Genomic DNA, 19,293 nt, shown 5'->3' on the forward strand with positions numbered 1-19,293 from the left:
ATCAATAAGACTGCTTTTAAGCAATCTACTTACATATTGTATTATATTCTTACGTACTTGTCAACCTTTAATAGCAATTTATTAACATATTTCTGAAAAAATAATCTTTTCATTAATACACTAACTACATTATTTTTCTGATAACCAGTTTTTAAACTCTTCAATAAAATTAGCATATCCTTCTTTATTCTTGTGACTTGGCACTTGAGCTAAGAACACTTGATTTGGCAACTTTGTTTGACCTTTTTTAGTTATAAGAATAATAGCTTTTTGTTGAGAAGCATTTTTGAACATCTCATCAGGTAAAGTAATTACCGCATTTAGATTAATATCTTCTTCTAAGAATTTCTTGAAATTGTCTTCAAGCTCAAGGACTTTCTTAGATACTACTAATACCCCTACCCCATTATCATTCAAGTAATTAGCCGCTTGCTCGATGAATAGTAAAGCATTTAAACTGTATCCTTCTGCACTACAAAGTTTATAGTTTAGGCTGTTATCCTCATCTGCATAATAGCCAAAAGGTACATCACTGATAATTACATCTTGTTTCTTAATATTTAAAGGTTTAAGAGCATCTTGATTAATAATTTCAACATTAGTTTCTAATAAATTGAAAATATTTTGTTGTAATCTTGCGTAGTTATTATCAACATCAACAGAAGTTAGTTCATATTCACCTTTTGATAAAGCTGATAGATTAATTAAGAAGTTTCCACTTCCACTAGCAAAATCAGCTACAGAAATCTTCTCGTTATTGTATAAACACTCTAAAATATGAGATACATACATAGTTATAACTTCTGGTGTAATGTCATAACTAGGATTATTCAACTCTTTAAGAGCTTTTAATAGTAAAAATTGATAAGCTTTTTTAATATCCTCTTTAGAAAAATTGTCGACAATATCAAAATAATCCTCATCATTCTCCAAAGTTAAGTAATTCACTAAAGAGTCAAAATATAACCCTTCACCTTTGTTCTCTTCTACCTGTTTATCTATCTTAAAAAATAATTTTTCTAAATCTGACATGGTTCCTCCTTATTCATTTTCAATAATATTTTTTAATACTGGCTCTAACTTCGAAATTATTCCAGTTACTAACGCATTCCCCATCATAAAATATCTTCGACGCATAGGCATCGTGTTAGTCCAATTAGGTGGGAACATTTGTATCATCTCACACTCTACTTCCGTCAAAATTCGATATTTTTTATTAGTTTTATCAAATACTATGTGAGACGAACGATTGATAGTTCCCTCACTTGTCAGCATTGTTCTAGCAGGTTCTTTAATATTTTCTGGAAAACTCATTGCTCCTTCACTATAAATATATTTATGCCCAGTTTTTGATTCACGCTCTATTCTTTTAGATCCTTTTAGATATTTCCATTTATCTAATTTATCTTCTTCTGCAAAGTATTTGCTTAAGTCTTCATCATTATATTTTTCTGCATTTTTTAATAACTTCTCTAGCGAATAAATTTCAGATTTTCTTGGAGTTACATCTCTATGAATAATCTTTCCATCTATCATCATTCCAGTATCTAAAAACTTCCCATCTTTATAGTTTTCTGTTACATCTAATGCATCAGAATAAGTATTAATATCTGTATTGAATATAATATCTAATTCACTTTCTGTTGGGAAAACTTTTTCAAAAATACTGTTTTCAAGGTTTTGTTCGTTTTTTATACTCTTAGAATACTTTGTATTTTTTTTAGAAGCAAAAATAAATACTCTTCTACGTTTCTGTGGCATTCCATAATCACCAGCATTTATTACTCTCCATTGTACATAATACCCTAATTCATCAAACGTCTTTAACATAATTGCAAAGTCACGTCCTCTTTGAGATGCTGGAGATTTTAATAATCTATCAACATTCTCAAGAAGTACAAATGGAGTATTTTTTTCTACTAATACATCTCTAATATCCCAAAAGAGTACACCTTTTTTTCCAGCTATTCCCTTTTCTCCACTTAATGAACGTGCAACTGAGTAGTCTTGGCAAGGAAATCCTCCAACCAATAAAGTATGATTTGGAATTTTTTTCTTATCAACTAAATTAATATCTTCATTAGAACAATCGTCCTCTCCAAATCTTGTTGTGTAGCATTCAAAAGCATGTTGCGCTTTTGTCGAAGGTTCAAACTGATTCGCCCAAACAAAATTCCATCCACCTTTTTCTATAGCTTTTCCACTTTTTTTATCAAATTCGCTTATTTGATTTAATCCAACTCTGAATCCACCAACTCCAGCGAATAATTCTACAACATCTAAATTCATGTTATTCTCCTTCAATTATGTCCTGAATATTCTTTAAAACATATGTTTTATTTAGCCAAAAACATTGTTTTGTCATCTTATCTCCATTTGGCAACTCATCCATATCACTATCTGTACCATTACCATATTTTATTCCATTTATTACATATGCTGATCTTTGAGCATGTGGTCTCAAATGAAATATTTGTGTTTCTTTTGATTTTAATAAGTTGTTACCTATCCTATTATCTTTTATTTCAAATTCTATCCCATTTATAAATTGAGATTGATACTTTTCCCATTCATGCTTTCCAATACCTTCTAAATCTGATATCGGCATATTCCAAAATTTAGAACCTATTAACTCATATTCTCCTGTCATATTTTCTTTAAATACAACAAATAGAAATCTTTTTTCATAGAAATAATTATATAACTCTGAACTATCAAAGATTTCTTGAACAAAATCTAAAATTTTAAATTTTGGAAATGACATACTCTCTCTAGGATTACCTTTTTTATCTATCCTTATTGTTTTTATTCCTATATTAGCTTTTTCAAATTCTTCAACATTATCTGTTTTAACACCAAGCATTCTTGATATCAAACTACTGTTTGCTTGTTTAGAATTTTTATTGATTTCAAATTGAGAATATAGTTCTTCTTCTGTTTTTCCTTTATATTCATTAATCTTGTTTAATACTACATTATCAAAAGTTTCTTCTTTCAATTCTGTATTTTTCAAAATAGAATCATATGTATTAATTTGTCCGACAACATAGTGATTAATCACATATGACATATATGATTGTTTTAATGAATATGCTCTTCTTTTTGCAGGAATTTCGCTATAATATTGCTTTTGTTCGCTTTTTTGGGCTGTTGCTCCTTTAGTACATGCACCCAAATATTTTGTATCACCTTCAGATAGTTCATGTGCTCTACCTTGTTGAATCTTAGTAATAATTGTAGAATAATCCTCTTTAATTATTATTAAATCATCTCTACAGCTCTCTGATAAAATAGAAAATAGTTTTACATACTCTATACTATACTCTGTTCTTAAAATATCTTTTTCTCTTAAATACAAAATTAACAACATTAATCTCATTTTTTCTAGTACATGAGATTTTTCAAATACAGGTTCAACAGGTCTATCATTAGGTATCATAGTAATAACTAATCTTTCTCCTGCTCTTAAACTACCATCTTTCTTTTTCTCTATAGGTGTTACCTTTAATTCCGTACCGGCTTCTAAAAAATCAGGATTAGAATCACTATTTGGCTTGTAATAAAAATAATATTCTTCTAACAGATTTCCTAAACTTCCCTTTCCTCTAGGATTATTAAAATATGCTATTTTATCTCGAAGTTCATTCTTTTCTGAATAACCAATACCACTTTCTCTTATCTCACTATTTGAATAATAGTCTTTTAGTACTTCAAAAAACTTTTTCCCTTCTAATTTTTTAGCATATTTTTCTATAGCCAATGGATTATTTTTATCATAAGGTAAATTCACAATAATACAGCTCCTAATCAAATAATAATTATTATACCATAATTTTTACAGCAATATGCCAATAATCATTTAATTTATCTATTTTTCTTTATCGAAAAAACCATTTAATAAATTTATATCATCATTCTCATAATATTCTTGATATAATTTATCCAAAACTAATTCATCTTTTATATTTTTCTCTATGTAAATCATAGCCTTAATATATTCTTTATAATTCGATTCTGATATTCTTTCAATAACTTTTACTATTTCTAAATATCCCATAATAATTCTTCCTCTAATTTTGTTATATTAGATCCTATCATCTATTTGTCCTAGTGTCAATACACTTACTCATTATTCTAATTAACAATATTTAAAAATCCACAAAAAAGGGAGTGACTCAAAAATCGCGATTTCGTAGAAATCGATTTTTCAGAGTCACCCCCGCACAGTTTATTAGATATCTAAAAAGCTTTTATAAAGCGAATTTAGATATCAATAAACCACTGCGTCTATGAATTTTCATACAAACCTTGTTAAAATTTAGGACTTTTGGGTCAGCCCCAATAATCTTATTAAATACAAAATTTGATAAATTAATATTCATTCAAACAATTTTATAAACCTTTTTTGAACTTTATCACAGGTATAACCGATATGTTCATAGAATTTATGTGCTTCTTCACGCTTTAAGGCAGAATTTAATCTAATAAAACTAATACTATTTTCTACAGCATATTGTTCTAGGCTTTTCATAAGTTTCTTACCTATTCCTCTACCTTGAAAATCAAGGTTAACAGCAAGCCCTAGAATATTTAATCCTAGATCACTATAGAAACTTTCATACATTTGAGCATGAACAAATCCTATAATCTTCCTTGTATTCTCATCTTCATAACCGATAATAATATGTTGTTTCTTGTCATTAGTTAGTTGCTCTATTTGTCTTTTCACATTTTCAACATCTACATCATAACCTAATGCTACTTTACAAATTTCTGCTACTTCTTGTGCATCTTCTATATTTATTTCTCTAAACATATACTCACCTTCTGATTTTATCAAATATTATTTAACGTGCAACTTACTGCAACTTAAATTCTATTATCTACTTCGCAATTTCTATTAAAGCTTGTTTTACTAAATCAAATTCTCTAGTACGAAGAGTTCTCATATCAAAGATAAGCTCGTTATCTTTAATACGTGTAATGATTGGAATTTCTACTTCTAATAAGCGACGTTCAATATCTGTCGCACTTAATCTTGGGTGCTCTAATTTTACTACAACACTATCTAGATAGCTTGCTGGATAGCTTCCTCCACCTACTTCTGCTTTGTCTTCAGCTATTGTAATCTTGAAGTCTAGGTCACTAAGTCTTGTTTTAAATACGTTTGCTTTAGCAAATAAACGTTCTTTTGATAATGAAATCATATGAAGTGTTGGAATGTGTTCTAACGCTTCTTTTTCATCTAGATATAATTTCAATGTAGCTTCTAGAGCTGCTAGAGTCATCTTATCTACACGTAATGCTCGAGTAAGTTGGTTCTTCTTCATTTGTTCAATATATTCTTTTTTACCAACGATAATACCTGCCTGTGGACCTCCAAGAAGTTTATCACCACTAAATGTTACGATATCAATACCACTATCTAGAACCTCTTTTACAGTTGGTTCATAAGGTAAGCCAAATCTAGAGAAATCAACAAACTGACCACTTCCTAAGTCATTTATAGATACCAGTTCATTTTCACGAGCAAGATAAGAAATTTCTTCATTAGATACTTCTTTAGTGAATCCTACAATCTTATAGTTACTAGTATGAACTTTTAGTAACGCCCCTGTGTTGTCAGTAATTGCGTTCTCGTAGTCTTTTAAGTGTGTTTTATTAGTAGTCCCTACTTCGACAGGAGTACCACCACTTAATTTAATAATCTCAGGAATTCTAAATGCTCCACCGATTTCTACTAGTTCTCCACGAGAAACTACTATTTCTTTATCTTTAACTAGAGTATTTAATGTTAATAATACCGCCGCTGCGTTGTTGTTAACTACAAGTACATCTTCTGCACCTGTTAATTTTTTGATAATATCAATAAGATGAACATAACGACTACCGCGTTTTTTATTATCAATATCAAACTCAAGATTAGAATAGTTAAAAGCTACACTTTCAATGTTTTCTTTAATCTTCTGACTTAGTAAACTACGTCCTAAATTTGTATGTAAAATTGTTCCAGTTGCATTAATAACTCGTCGTAAAGAATTTTTATCTTCACTCTTCACTATTTGTTTAACTTCTTCTACAATTTTTTCTAAACTTGGAACTTCATGTAGTTCTTCGTTTAATATTTCTTGTTTAATTCCATCAATATAGCTTTTAATAGCTGATTTTACTCCTACTTCTGTATGTTCTTGAATTAACGTTTTAATTTCATCTAATAATAAAATCTTATTTATTGCAGGAATTTGTGATAATAATTGTTTTGACATAATATTTCTCCTAAATTTCTTTTGCTAATGTTTTTATAGCGTTAATAGCGTAGTCTACTTCCTCATCTGTATTCATGCTTGAGAATGAGAACCTTACTATCCCTTGTTCTTTTGTTCCTAGTACCTCATGCATTAGCGGTGCACAATGTGCTCCAGGCCTAACTGCAATATCATATTCTTCAGCAAGAACATCTGCAACGTCTGAGGCTGATATTCCTTTGAAGTTTAATGCTACTACCGCAGTACGATCTTTTGTAAAATCCCCATAAAACTCTAAACATTCCAAGTCTTTTAATTCATTATAGAATCTATTCGCAAAGTCGATTTGTTTTTTATAAAGATTTTCAATGCCATGCTTATTTATATATTTTATTCCCTCATGTAAACCTAGGATTCCGGAAGTATTCAAAGTACCCGCTTCTAAGCGTAGTGGATATTCCCCAGGGTGCTTTTCATCGAATGTTCTAACACCACTTCCACCGACTTTAAATCTCTTAATCTCTGGTTCTTTAAGTCTCACACATAGACCACCGATTCCTTGTGGCCCATATAAACTTTTGTGTCCAGTAAAGCATAATACATCTATTCCCAATTCATCCATATTAATAGGTACTACTCCTGCTGTTTGCGAAGCATCTACAACTGAAATAATATTATGTCTTTTACAAATATCCGCAACTTTTTCTAAATCTACTATACTTCCTGTTACGTTAGAACTATGTGTAATAGCAATCATTTTAGTATTAGGTTTAATAGCTTTTTCTAGTTCATCATAATCGATTAATCCTGTTTTACCAGCTTTAACAATAGTATATTCACAACCTATTGTTTCATGTGCTAAATATATCGGTCTTAAAACCGAATTATGCTCCATAGAAGTCGTAATAACGTGATCTTCTTTTTCCAATAATCCTAAAATCGCAATATTTAAGCTTTCTGTAGAATTACTAGTAAAGACAACCCTATCTTCTTTCTTCATACCGAAAAATTTTGCAACATCACTTCTCGCTTCAAAAACTTCACGGAATGCATTATTTGCTTCATAATAACTACCTCTCGAAGCATTAGCATACTTTGCCGATGACAATACCTCATAGACTTTATCAGCTACTTCTTTTGGTTTTTTCAGCGATGTCGCACCATAATCAAAATAATAACTCATATTACTTACCCTGTCTAAGTTATAAACAACCTAGCTCCCTTCAATATTTATTTCTTAACTAAAACTCTATAATTTTCTAAGCGTCTTGTTATGCCAATTTTATCCATATACTCTAAAATGGCCATAGAGTACTTTCTACTAGAACCTGTCATGTCTCTAAATTCTGCAAGTCCAATTTGATCATTAGTTTTAAAATGATTTTCTACTTTTTTAACAGCATCTTTAAATACTTTTTCATGTAAAACTAAATCAGCATCTAATCTTACTATCGTATTATCTATAAGAGATTCTAACAACTCAACTTTTGGTTTTTCACCATTTGTTAGTTCTTTAACACTTGGAGGTGTGAAGCCACCATCTAGTAATGCTTTTTCAATTCTTTCTTTTTCTGCCAGTTGTTTCTTATCATAATTAACTACGAAATCTTTTTCTGCAACTAAATTACCTTCTAGGCGAATTTCGTTATTTAGTATGAATAAGTCTAATAACTCTAGCATTTCTTTTTGAGAGATTTTAAACTTAGAAAGTACTTCAATCTTAGGAATACCTACTTTTAATTTATATCTATTGTGATAGTCACTTAATAATTTCTTCAGTTTTTCTAACACTTCATCATATTTTTTCTTATGAATATAACCTAACTTTGTTTCATAGATTGTAGTATTTTCTACCAATTGTGTTAATGACTCCTCAACCTCTTCTTTAGGAAGTTGAAGTTCTTTTAAAATATTCTCTTTAGAATTTAAGTAATCAGTATGCGATAATAAATAGTTAGCAATTAAATCAGTTGTATTACCTTCAAGCTGAACTTTAAGTTTTTCTAAGATTTCTTCGTTAAATCTACTATGTTTTTTAGGATTAGCATCTAATATTACCCCTCCACCTATTGTAATCATAGGCGAGTATGTACGGATAATAAATTTATCATAGTTTTTAACCGCAATTTCTTCTTCAAGTCGAAGTTGCGCAAAACTACTTTCTCCAGCTTTTAATAAGTCTGTTCCAAGCGGTACAACACGCGCCATCACTTCCTCAGTACCGATATAAACACGTACTCTATCCCATAATTCAAGATTTGCTCTCTCATCATTTATTAGTTTGATTTCAGTATCAAGCATGTATGTTTTTGTTAATGAACCTGCAGTGGCTAATGTATCACCACGTTTCACATCATCAAACTTAATATTCGCTAAGTTTATAGCTGTTCTTTGACCTGCATAGGCAGTTTCTACATCTTTTGAGTGAACTTGAATATTCCTAACTTTTGCTTTTACTTCTTTTGGATAAATTACTAATTCATCTCCTACATTTATAACACCTTCTGTAAGAGTCCCCGTTACAACTGTTCCAAATCCTTTTACTTGGAATGAACGGTCGATGTTAATTCTAGCATTTTTCTCAACATTTTTTGCTGCGATATCTTCTGTTTTCTTATCGATTGTAGCTAATAATGTATCAAGTCCTTTTTTACTAATTGAATCAACTTCAATTATTGGAGAATTTTCAAGAACTGTACCTGAGATAAATTCTTGGATATCTTCTTTTACTAATTCTCTATATTCTTCTTCAACTAAATCTATTTTCGTCATTACGATAATATAATTTTCTATCCCTAATAACGTTAAAATATCAATATGTTCTTTAGTTTGTGGCATGATTCCTTCTCTAGAATCTACTAATAGTAAAACTAAGTTTATACCACTAACTCCAGCAAGCATATTTTTAATAAATCTCTCATGACCAGGAACATCGACAACTCCACATCTTTTTCCACTTGGTAGATCAAAATATGCGAACCCAAGGTTAATAGACATCCCCCTGTCTTTTTCTTCTTGAGTAGTATCTGTCTCAATTCCGCTCAGTGCCTTTATCAACGTAGTCTTACCGTGGTCGATATGCCCCGCCGTACCTATAATTACATTGTTATTCATATATTTCACCTTTACACTATATTAAGAATAGAGATTATTTAAGAAAATTAAATCAAACATTTTAAACTTTCTCTATGTTAATCTCTATTCAAAATTTTATTTAATTTTATAATCTTCTAATTTTTTTATTACTCTCTTGATTCCAGCTTTTTTAGAATAGTATAATCCACGATATTCAATATTTTCTTCTTGTAACATTCTTACAATGTTATCAAAATTATCCCATGCTGTTTTTAACATAAAACCACATCCTACACTTATTGATGGATGCGTAGGAATTAATGATGCTGCAAGTTTTCTTTCTAAACAAATGTTATCAGCCTTTATCGAATCATGCGTACTATTAAAAACAATTAAACCTTCTTCCACGCTATTTCCTCCTATGGTTGAATTACTTTGTTCGCTTTTCTCATATCTTCTACGATGAAGTACATGTTTGTTGGATTACCAACTGCTAAGTCAATCTTATGATAGTCGATACATGCCCCACAACAAACTATTTCTACACCAGCGTCTTCTAGTGTTTTTAATTCTTCAATTACATGACTACGAGTTTTATCTACTAAAACTCCTCCATTATTGTAGAAAATAATTTTTTTAGGTAATACTTCTTGTTCCCCTAAAGCGTATAAATAAGCTTTTATTAATCTTTTACCTAGCTCTTCACTACCATGTCCCATTTGATCTTTGTTAATTACAACAATGTAGCTATCATCCTTAACAACTGGAGCAGCTTCTAATTGCGGTGCTTCTTCTTTAGTAATTTCTACTTTAAAGCCACCTTCAATATCAGAAACTTTAAATTCATAACTATTTTTATCGGCAAATTTTCTAAGACTTTCAACGCTGTCTTCAGTTTTTACTAATAACGTGACTTTTGTTTCTTCTTCTAATACACGTATAGCTTGAGTCACAGGCACAACACATGTATCACATAATGTATCAACAACTACACCCTCAGTAACCTCTCCTTTAGAGATTGTAACGATATATTTATCTTTTACTTCCTCTTTTACCGCAAAGTTATATCCTAATTGAGTTGCCATTTTTTCTAAATTTTGTGTAGCAATAACGTTATCTACAATTGTTTCGACTACGTCATTATCCACTAATAATTTTTTTGTTTGAATAACTGGCATTGGACAAGCTAAACCTTGTGCGTCTAAAATTTCTTTTTTCATACTTATATTCTCCTTTTATAACAGTTCTATTTAACGATAACTGCTTTTTCTTGTTTTTCTATAACTTTTCCTACGATAGCACTCTTAATTTCAAGAGTATTAAGTTTTTCTAATAATTCATGTGCTTCATTCTCTGGTAAACTTATTAATAACCCACCTGAAGTTTGTGGATCATACATAATCTCTTCTAATGCAAAGTCTTTTACTTGATATTCTACATTCGGCTCGACAAACGTTCTGTTTAATTGTCCTCCTGCAGTAATAACAAATTCATTGGCACATTTATATGCTTCTTCAATATACGGAATATCTTTTGTATATACTTCTGCAGAATGTTTACCATCTAACATCTCTACAAGATGTCCTAGGAAACCAAATCCTGTGATATCTGTACAACTATTTACGTTGAAATCTTTCATCATTTGAGCAGAATATTTATTAAGTGTTGTCATTTGTTTAACACTTTGAGCAAACGCTTCTTCAGAACACTCTTTAACCATATGAGCTGTATTAATAATACTTACACCTAAAGGTTTTGTTACTATTAGTAAGTCCCCTACTTTACAATTGTTATTTTGTAATATTTTATCAGGATGAACAACTCCTGTTACTGATAGACCATATTTTGGTGTAGCATCATGAATAGAGTGTCCTCCAGCAAGAACTCCCCCTGCTTCATGAACTTTTTCAGCTCCACCTTTTAATATTTGATGTAATATTTCTAAGTCCATATTTTCTGGGAAGGCAACGATGTTTAATGCTGAAATAACTTCCCCACCCATTGCATACACATCACTTAGCGCATTAGTAGCTGCAATTTGACCATATAAATATGGATCATTAATCATTGTTGTAAAGAAATCTAAAGTTTGAATAATCGCCTTATCTTCAGATATTTTATAAACGGCTGCATCATCTGAAGATTCATATCCTACTATTAAATTTTTATCTTCTTTTTTAGGAAGGTCTCTTAATATATCTGATAAGGCCCCCGGCCCTATTTTCGAGTTTCACCCTCCACAAACTATCATATTCATTTTTTTCTCTGACATATTTACCTCCTGTGTTATAATACTACTTACCTATAATTATACTACTTAACATCATTTTTTGAAAGCATTATTTAGTTTTTTAATGTAAAAATAGACAACTAACTTAGAATCAATTTCATCTGTTAGTTGCCTATAATTTTTATATTTTATCTTATAAAACTCACGTGTACATGATCATAGTGGTTAGCAGTTACACCACCACGATTTGGCATTAAATTTTTCTCATTAATCTAAAACTATATAAATTCTCCATAAACTTCTAATCTTCTTTCCATCATAAATTTAGACATTTATATATTTAAAAATAACACTCTACACAACCCTACAATATAGGAAAATGGTAAAATTAATGATAAAAACAGCTAACCAAGATTACTTAATTAGCTGTTTTATTCTATTATTTTACTGGATTTCCATTTAAATAAACTGTAGTGGTACCGTCTAAATATTTCCCTTCTTTTGGCGAAGTTCCGTTGAACGCTCCATTTGAGCTTTGGTGTTGTACAAGATACACTTGACCATTTTTTATAGTTACTCCTACTCCTACATCTTTAGCAGTTGCATCTAATAATGTATTTCTATGTCCGTATGGATATTTAGCTACTACATTTCCAATTTCTTTAAATAAAATATCAAATAAATGTTGAGCAATTTGGTCAGGCGTTCCATAATCTCGTGATATAGCAACATTCGCTAGAATTGAACCATTATATCCCGCTGCTCTTGCCGCATCTTTTTCATATTGAATTGATCCATTTGGTCCGTGGATATTACCATCTATAACGCTTGTTGAAACATCTTTACTTCTTTTTAGTGAAGAAACATTTAACGCTGCATTAGGTGTTAAAGCTGGTAATCCATTTATTTGTCTTAATTTTACAACTTTATCCAAAAATGCTTGCTTTATTTGTTCTTCTCTAGTAGCTGCCACAGGTGGGGCTGGTGTATCAACTTTTTTCGGATCAACTTTTACTACATCCTTTGGCGCTGGTGTATTTGTCATCACCGTGTTTACCGGAGTTACTGGTACCGTTACCACAGGTGTATTAGCCACCAAATTCGTCGGGTTAGCCGATGGTTTTGTACCTTCAGGTGTATTTGGTTTCACTGTTGATGGTTCATTAGTTTTTGGCGTCTCAGCTGGTTTTGTTGTCTTCTCTACAGGTTCTACTGGAGTTGGAGCTGTTTCCTTAGTTAAATCAGCTATACTTGGCACATTTGTTGGTTCATCATTTTTTTCTACTTTTTGTGTTCTTTTTGAATTGTTCACTTCTTGTTGAGCTTTCACCTCATCTGTTGCAATTTCATAACGAACAGTAATCTTGAATGTGTGACCACTTACCTTATTTACTGTAGTAAATGACTCTGCCTTAACAGTTGCTGTATGAGGTAATTTTCTAGTAGGAACTTGTGCATTTAAATCTAATTCTACTACAACCTCTTCGCCTGCTTTAATGATATCTCTTTTAATTAAGAATTCAGCTTTATTTTCAGTTGTAATACGAACTACTACATTAGCTACTTCTTTATCTGCTACTAACTTAGCATAGAAGTGCCCTTCTTTTTCATAAACACTCGCTTTTACATTCTTCACATTTACATCTACAGCTGCAGGTTGAACATCAACAGCCTTAGTTGGAAGAGCTGTTACCCCTGACAATAACACAAGACCTGTTAACACTTTACTAGTCACTTTCAATCCTTGTTTTTTCATTTGATATCTTTCTCCTTATTAATACTCTTTAATAATTGCTTCTCCTATATTATAATTCATCTTCTTATTCACAATCAATAGATTTTCCATTTTGTAATACAAAATACATTTTGTAACAATTTAGAAATATTAAAAAATCCTAAATTACTTTATTTTTATTATTTACTTAAAATTCTTACCTCAAGCTAAAAACACTTTAAACTCTTAATATCCTTATTAAATCAACTTTTTCTAGTTTTTAACCTTAAATATATACTAAAACTGAATTTAAAGTATATTTAAGGTTTAACCAGTATAATTATCACATAACTAGTAAATAGTTATAAACTTCATAAACTTTCCTTTTCTATAAGAGACCGAGACAAATGTGCTCGGTTTTTTTTGACTTAAACTAAAAAGATGAACAGATATAGTCTCTATCTATACCTGCTCATCTTTTATTTTTTATAAATGTCTTCTTCTAATATTGGACTTTGTTTTATCGTTAAACTATTTTCATCTATTACTACTATGTTTAACTTTCCTCCATAGACACAGCCACCATCTATATTAAATCTATTTTCTTTTTTATCATAATATGGTTCTTGTTTTACAGGACTATGGCCATGAAATACTATTTTATTGTATTTGTCATTACTGCTTAAAAATGGTTCTCTTATCCAAATCATATCTCTATGTGTTTGATTCCAAAAATTCTTCGTGAAATCTACACCGGCATGAATAAAATAATATTCTGGGCTCTCATATCTTGTAGGCAAACTTTTTATCCATTTTCTTAAAGATTTATACTCTTGTGCAAATTTTCTAAAGTATATTCCTCTAGTTTCTTCGGTTGCTTCTGGGTAAAATGATTGTAATGTCGTTAAACCACTATTTCTAAAATAATGACACTGTCTTGCTGACACCCCCCCTCCATATATCGCTTCTTTTATTGCTAAATTAAACATATCTTCATGATTTCCTAATAGCACAACATGATTAGAATTTTCTTTTTGCAAATTATAAAAAAATTCCCAAACTAACTTAGTATTTTTTCCTCTATCACACATGTCCCCTAAACAAATTAGTTTGTCAGAACACCTGTTAAAATTCACTTCATCCAGTAATTTTTTCATTGTATAAAAACTTCCATGAATATCAGAAATTACAATTGTTCTCATAAAAACACCTACTTTTTTTGTTTCTTCTTTTTATAATAAATGAAAAAAACTATCTTGTAAATAGTAATATCACAATATTACTGATACCCTTTTCAATTTTTATATATTTTTATTAAAATTACTCTAGGATATCATTTTAAATTTAACTTTTCACGTGATATAATGTTAGTAAATTATCCAGAAAGGAGCAGCATATGGAAAATAACTTGCTTTGTTTTAAAAGTACATCTAATCTTACTGCTCTCTCTTTACCAAAAATTTATAAAGAGGGATTTTTCACAGAAGATGGTGTTTGGACAAAATTAACAATCATAAAAGGTAAAATGAAATTTGCTTTTCTTAATTTAGAAAATGACATTATCAGTCAATATCCACTCAATCCTAAAAGTAATCTTGAGCTTATCAAGCCCCTTAGTGTTTTTAAAATTACACCTACTTCTACAGATTTACAATTTCAGTTAGAGTATTATTGTTCACGTGAGGATTATTTCTTTAATAAATATAATTTAAATCCTGCTCATTTAGAGATTGTTAATGCCGTAAAGTATATTGAACCATGTAAAACATTAGATCTCGGCGCTGGAAAAGGTAGGAATTCGCTATATCTTTCATCATTAAACTTTAATGTTACGGCAATAGATTACAATGCCGATTTTTTACATGAATTAGCTGATATTTCTATTAAAGAAAAATTAAATCTTAATGTGTTTAAATATGATATAACTGAAGCGAACATAAAAAACACCTATGATTTCATATTCTCTACGGATGTTTTTATGTATCTAAACCCAACAAGAATACAAAGTGTTATCGGCAACATAAAAAAACAAACACATGATAAAGGATACAACTTAATAATCAGCGCATTAAATGCAACAAAACATGGTTGTCCTCTTACTCCCTTTCCATTTACTTTTATGGAAAATGAACTGAAAGAATATTATGATGACTGGAAAATTCTTAAATATAAAGAAAATATTGAGGCTACCCCTTATCCATATGCTATGATACTTGCTCAAAAAGTGTCAGAATAAAAACTAAACGGAGCTAATCTAGAAGTCCTAAATTTTAACAAGATTTATATGAAACCTCATAGACGCAGTGGTTTATTGATATCTAAATTCGCTTTATAAAAGCTTTTTAGATATCTAATAAACTGCGTGGGGGTGACTCGACAAAATCTTGTTTCTTTGAAATCACGATTTTTGAGGCACCCCCACTTTCTTCTATTCAATATTTTCTCTAATATCTTTTTGATACCAAACTATATCATACCAACGATTAAATTTATAACCTACTTTCTCAAAGTGAGCTACTTTTCTAAATCCTCTTTTTTCATGGAAAGAAATACTCCCTTCATCTGGATAGGCAATACATGATGTCAATCTACATATTCCTCTGTCATAAAGTTGTTTTTCAAGTTCAGAATACAGCTTCTCTCCAACACCTTTACCACGAGCTTTTTCATCTAGGTAGATTGTAATTTCAGCTGTCCATTTGTATGCATCTTTTGGATAAAACTCACTAGCATAGGCGTATCCTAGTATGTCATTTCCTTCTGTTGCTACTAAAAACGGATATCTTTGTATAACTTTCGAAATTTTCTCTTCAAACTCATGTACACTCGGCACAGTATAATCAAAGGTTATTGCCGTATGTTCTACATAAGGTCTATAAATATTCACTAATTTCTCCGCATCTTCTAATTCAACCGTTCTAATGTTTATCATGATTTTCTCCTTAAATACTTTCTCTTACAAAATAATAATTGCCTTAGTAGCTTCTTCTTGTTGCGCTCCTCTAAATCCATGTCCAGCTCCTGGAATTTCTTTCAATTTAGCATCTTTAAAATTTTCTATAGCTCGACACGAATAACTTATCGGTGCAACATTATCGCTTGTTCCTTGTACAATAAGAACTTTCCCATCATAATTCTTCATATCATTATAAACATCGTAGACTAATGATTTCTCAAAATAAGCTTTTCCTACTTCAGTTCCTCTGTGATTATAAACTTCTGGAATATCTGATACTGATTTGAACAATTCTCGTGCATCATCAAATAATACAAACGTTGGGAATACTAATATTAATCCTTTTATCTCTTCCTTAAGTTTGGCACCCTCAATAGTAGATACGACTCCACCTTGGCTCTGACCTAATAAAAAAATATTATTTTTATCTACAAAGTTTTGATTTTTTAGTGTATTTACTACTACGTCAAGATCATCAACTTCTGTAAATATAGATATTTTTAAAGTGTCATTTCCACTTCGACTATTTTTATTCCCACTCATAAAATCAAATGAGTAAACTACATATCCTTCTTTCGCTAAACTCTGAGCGTAATAATCTTGTCGTTCAGTATTACCTCCAAAACCATGTGAAGCAATTATTGTCGGTAGTTTTTGTTCCTTATAATTTTTTTGTGCCATTATGTATCCGTATATTTTCTTCCCTTGACCTTCGGAATAAAGTTCTTCTTTAACTATATTACTCGTATCGATATTTGAAGTATTTACTGATGAGTTTTCCACAAGACTATTTCCTCTATCTTGTTGATTATTTTTTGGAGAAAATTGTGATTTTACTCCAAAAGCTACTGCTACTATAGCAACTAATGCCACTATTCCTATTATTATTTTTTTAAAAATTCATTTATCCTTCTTTCTTGTATCTAATTTAATATTAGTACATATCCTATTTTACCCTATTAAAGATTGTCTTTCTTGATTTTATCTAATAAAGCCGTACATCCTTTAGTTACATCATTAAATGTTGTTTTGAAATCTCCTGTATACCACGGATCATCGATAATTCTATCTTCTCCTGCATACTCTAATAATTTCTTAACCTCTCCTGTTTTTCTACCTGCAATAAATTTTTTAATATTTTCTATATTGCTGTCATCCATTCCTACGATATAATCTGCATCTAAATCATTATCGTTTAGAATACGAGAATACATTCCTTCTACCCCGATACCAACTTTAGCAAGTTCTTTTCTAGTTCCACTGTGAACAGGATTACCGTGTTCCCAACTACTTGTTGCAGCTGAATCAATTAGGATTTTTTCACTTAAACCTTCTTTTTCTACCATATCTCTAAATATTGCTTCTGCCATAGGTGAACGACAGATATTTCCTAAACAAACGAATAACACTTTTACCATTTTTCCAATACCTCACTTATATTTATTATCCATCTTATTATAACACAAAGAGATTAATTCAACATAATAAAGACAAGGGGTTGACCCAAAAGACCTAAATTTTAACAACGTGTATATGAGAACTCATAGACGCAGTGGTTTATTGATATCTAAAATCGCTTTAGAAAAGCTTTTTAGATATCTAATAAACTGTGCGGGGGTGCCTCGACAAAATCACGATTTTTGAGTCACTCCCATTGTTTTATTTTTATATTTTACATGATATAATGAAGTTAAACTTAACCGTTAGTAAGGAGATTAATATGACAAAAAACTTAGTATGCTATAAACGATTACCACTTTGGACAGCCGTAACACTTCCTAAACCATTTAGGCAAAAACACAATACTAGAAAAGATGTTTGGGCAAAATTAACTATTCTTAATGGAAAACTCCAATTTACAGAATTAACTGAAGATAATGAAGTTGTGAAGGAGCATATATTTACACCTGAGAGTAATATTCCATTCGTGGAACCTCAAGCGTGGCACCGTGTTGCACCGTTATCTGATGATTTAGAATGTTTCTTAGAGTTTTACTGCGAACCTAAAAATTATTTCAAAAACAAATACGATATTAATCCTGCTCACTCTGAAGTAGTAGAAGCCTTGGAGACTATTAAACCTTGTAAAACATTGGACTTAGGATCTGGTCAGGGGCGTAATGCTTTATTCCTTTCTAAACTTGGTTTTGAAGTCACTGCAGTAGATAATAATATTCCCGCTTTAGAATTTTTAATGGAAACATCAAAAATTGAAAATTTAGATATTAAAATAGGAAGCTATGATATAAATACAGCAGCTCTTAGAAATACTTATGATTTCATCTTTTCAACAGTAGTTTTAATGTTTATCGAAGAAGAATCTATACCTAATGTTATTAAAAATATGCAAGACCAAACTAATATAGGTGGTTATAATCTAATAGTTGCAGCAATGTCTACTGATGATGCACCTTGTCCACTTCCCTTCCCTTTCACTTTTAAAGAAAATGAACTTAAAGAATATTACAAAGACTGGGAATTTATTAAATATAATGAGGATTTTGGACAACTTCATAAGACTGATGCTAATGGTAATAGGTTTAAACTACGTTTTGCTACTATGCTAGCTAAAAAAATTAAATAATTTATTTATAAGCTACTTTTTTGACACCATTATCAACTCATGTTATAATTTTTACAAATCATTAAAACATTTGGGGTGCTTTTTGCTGAGAATATACCCATAGAACCTGATGTTGTTAGTACAACCGTAGGAAAATGTTTATTTTTAATCAAGTCTATTTTAAAGTATATATATAATTTAAAAATACCTCTTGTTGTTTTAATGAATACAAATAACAGGAGGTTTTTCTTATGAAAAAATGGTCTACAAAGGACGTAATTATTATAGCCTTAATAGGTTTCTTATTCGGAGGGATATTCCTTGCAACAAGCTTGGTTTACGTTCCGTTAAAAGCTGCTCTTGGAGCAGTAGGGTACGCACCTTTTGCTAACTCAATTTTATTTGGATTATGGGTAATGGCTGGTCCAGTTGCTGCAGTACTTATTCAAAAACCAGGTAGTGCTACACTTGGAGAAGTTCTAGGAGCATTAGCTGAAATGCTATATGGTT

Annotated in this window: 19 protein-coding genes and 1 riboswitch; of the genes, 3 read left to right on the top strand and 16 right to left on the bottom strand. The window is 30.5% G+C overall.

The genetic code is table 11. From position 1 onward, the window contains the following. Positions 1-129 precede the first annotated feature (129 nt). The 13 genes from RWN11_RS04340 to RWN11_RS04400 form a co-directional block, all read right to left on the bottom strand. On the bottom strand, positions 130-1,032 hold the full coding sequence (locus RWN11_RS04340) for a class I SAM-dependent methyltransferase (RefSeq protein WP_314160564.1): 903 nt from the start codon (positions 1,030-1,032) through the stop codon (positions 130-132). Positions 1,033-1,041: 9 nt separating this feature from the next. Then, entirely contained in the window at positions 1,042-2,289 is a 1,248-nt protein-coding gene (gene dcm / locus RWN11_RS04345; protein WP_314160565.1) for a DNA (cytosine-5-)-methyltransferase, read from the bottom strand. Between the two features lies 1 nt (position 2,290). After that, the gene (locus RWN11_RS04350; RefSeq protein ID WP_314160566.1) at positions 2,291-3,790 is read right to left on the bottom strand and encodes a Sau3AI family type II restriction endonuclease; all 1,500 of its coding nucleotides are present in this window, start codon (positions 3,788-3,790) and stop codon (positions 2,291-2,293) included. 78 nt (positions 3,791-3,868) lie between these two features. Beyond that, positions 3,869-4,057 (bottom strand): hypothetical protein, encoded by a 189-nt coding sequence (locus tag RWN11_RS04355; RefSeq protein WP_314160567.1) that lies wholly within the window; start codon positions 4,055-4,057, stop codon positions 3,869-3,871. A 321-nt stretch (positions 4,058-4,378) separates the two neighbouring features. After that, positions 4,379-4,816: a GNAT family N-acetyltransferase gene (locus tag RWN11_RS04360; RefSeq protein WP_314160568.1), complete on the bottom strand. Its 438-nt coding sequence runs from the start codon at positions 4,814-4,816 to the stop codon at positions 4,379-4,381. 67 nt (positions 4,817-4,883) lie between these two features. Beyond that, a complete protein-coding gene (selA, locus tag RWN11_RS04365; protein ID WP_314160569.1) occupies positions 4,884-6,266 on the bottom strand; it encodes an L-seryl-tRNA(Sec) selenium transferase in 1,383 nt (460 codons plus the stop codon). 10 nt (positions 6,267-6,276) lie between these two features. Continuing rightward, positions 6,277-7,428: an aminotransferase class V-fold PLP-dependent enzyme gene (locus RWN11_RS04370; RefSeq protein WP_314160570.1), complete on the bottom strand. Its 1,152-nt coding sequence runs from the start codon at positions 7,426-7,428 to the stop codon at positions 6,277-6,279. Between the two features lie 47 nt (positions 7,429-7,475). Next, positions 7,476-9,359, bottom strand: coding sequence for a selenocysteine-specific translation elongation factor (selB, locus tag RWN11_RS04375; RefSeq protein WP_314160571.1), 1,884 nt, complete (start codon positions 9,357-9,359; stop codon positions 7,476-7,478). Between the two features lie 96 nt (positions 9,360-9,455). Then, complete coding sequence (locus tag RWN11_RS04380; protein ID WP_314160572.1) at positions 9,456-9,728, bottom strand: DUF3343 domain-containing protein; 273 nt, start codon at positions 9,726-9,728, stop codon at positions 9,456-9,458. Between the two features lie 11 nt (positions 9,729-9,739). Beyond that, on the bottom strand, positions 9,740-10,540 hold the full coding sequence (gene yedF, locus RWN11_RS04385; protein WP_314160573.1) for a sulfurtransferase-like selenium metabolism protein YedF: 801 nt from the start codon (positions 10,538-10,540) through the stop codon (positions 9,740-9,742). A gap of 26 nt (positions 10,541-10,566) precedes the next feature. After that, the gene (selD, locus tag RWN11_RS04390) at positions 10,567-11,541 is read right to left on the bottom strand and encodes a selenide, water dikinase SelD (RefSeq protein WP_399536002.1); all 975 of its coding nucleotides are present in this window, start codon (positions 11,539-11,541) and stop codon (positions 10,567-10,569) included. 448 nt (positions 11,542-11,989) lie between these two features. Continuing rightward, a complete protein-coding gene (locus tag RWN11_RS04395; RefSeq protein ID WP_314160575.1) occupies positions 11,990-13,306 on the bottom strand; it encodes a CAP domain-containing protein in 1,317 nt (438 codons plus the stop codon). A 437-nt stretch (positions 13,307-13,743) separates the two neighbouring features. Next, complete coding sequence (locus RWN11_RS04400) at positions 13,744-14,466, bottom strand: metallophosphoesterase (protein ID WP_314160576.1); 723 nt, start codon at positions 14,464-14,466, stop codon at positions 13,744-13,746. A gap of 194 nt (positions 14,467-14,660) precedes the next feature. On the opposite strand from RWN11_RS04400, the gene tehB (RWN11_RS04405) reads away from it, so the two are divergent. Beyond that, the gene (tehB, locus tag RWN11_RS04405) at positions 14,661-15,500 is read left to right on the top strand and encodes an SAM-dependent methyltransferase TehB (RefSeq protein ID WP_314160577.1); all 840 of its coding nucleotides are present in this window, start codon (positions 14,661-14,663) and stop codon (positions 15,498-15,500) included. 192 nt (positions 15,501-15,692) lie between these two features. Here the strand turns inward: tehB (RWN11_RS04405) and RWN11_RS04410 are convergent, their stop codons facing one another. The 3 genes from RWN11_RS04410 to RWN11_RS04420 form a co-directional block, all read right to left on the bottom strand. Next, the gene (locus tag RWN11_RS04410) at positions 15,693-16,196 is read right to left on the bottom strand and encodes a GNAT family N-acetyltransferase (RefSeq protein ID WP_314160578.1); all 504 of its coding nucleotides are present in this window, start codon (positions 16,194-16,196) and stop codon (positions 15,693-15,695) included. Positions 16,197-16,220: 24 nt separating this feature from the next. Beyond that, positions 16,221-17,093 carry an alpha/beta fold hydrolase gene (locus RWN11_RS04415; protein ID WP_314160579.1) on the bottom strand — a complete coding sequence of 291 codons (873 nt, stop codon included), beginning with the start codon at positions 17,091-17,093 and terminating at the stop codon, positions 16,221-16,223. An 86-nt stretch (positions 17,094-17,179) separates the two neighbouring features. Beyond that, positions 17,180-17,638 carry a low molecular weight protein-tyrosine-phosphatase gene (locus RWN11_RS04420; protein WP_314160580.1) on the bottom strand — a complete coding sequence of 153 codons (459 nt, stop codon included), beginning with the start codon at positions 17,636-17,638 and terminating at the stop codon, positions 17,180-17,182. 302 nt (positions 17,639-17,940) lie between these two features. Between RWN11_RS04420 and tehB (RWN11_RS04425) the strand changes: the two genes are divergently transcribed. Then, complete coding sequence (gene tehB / locus RWN11_RS04425; protein ID WP_314160581.1) at positions 17,941-18,804, top strand: SAM-dependent methyltransferase TehB; 864 nt, start codon at positions 17,941-17,943, stop codon at positions 18,802-18,804. 61 nt (positions 18,805-18,865) lie between these two features. Continuing rightward, positions 18,866-18,954: riboswitch (TPP riboswitch) on the top strand. Positions 18,955-19,034: 80 nt separating this feature from the next. Further along, positions 19,035-19,293: ECF transporter S component (locus RWN11_RS04430; protein ID WP_314160582.1), on the top strand; the 259-nt coding region annotated here is incomplete at its 3' end.

Origin of the sequence: uncultured Gemella sp., from assembly GCF_963519265.1 — a bacterium.
GTDB lineage: Bacteria > Bacillota > Bacilli > Staphylococcales > Gemellaceae > Gemella.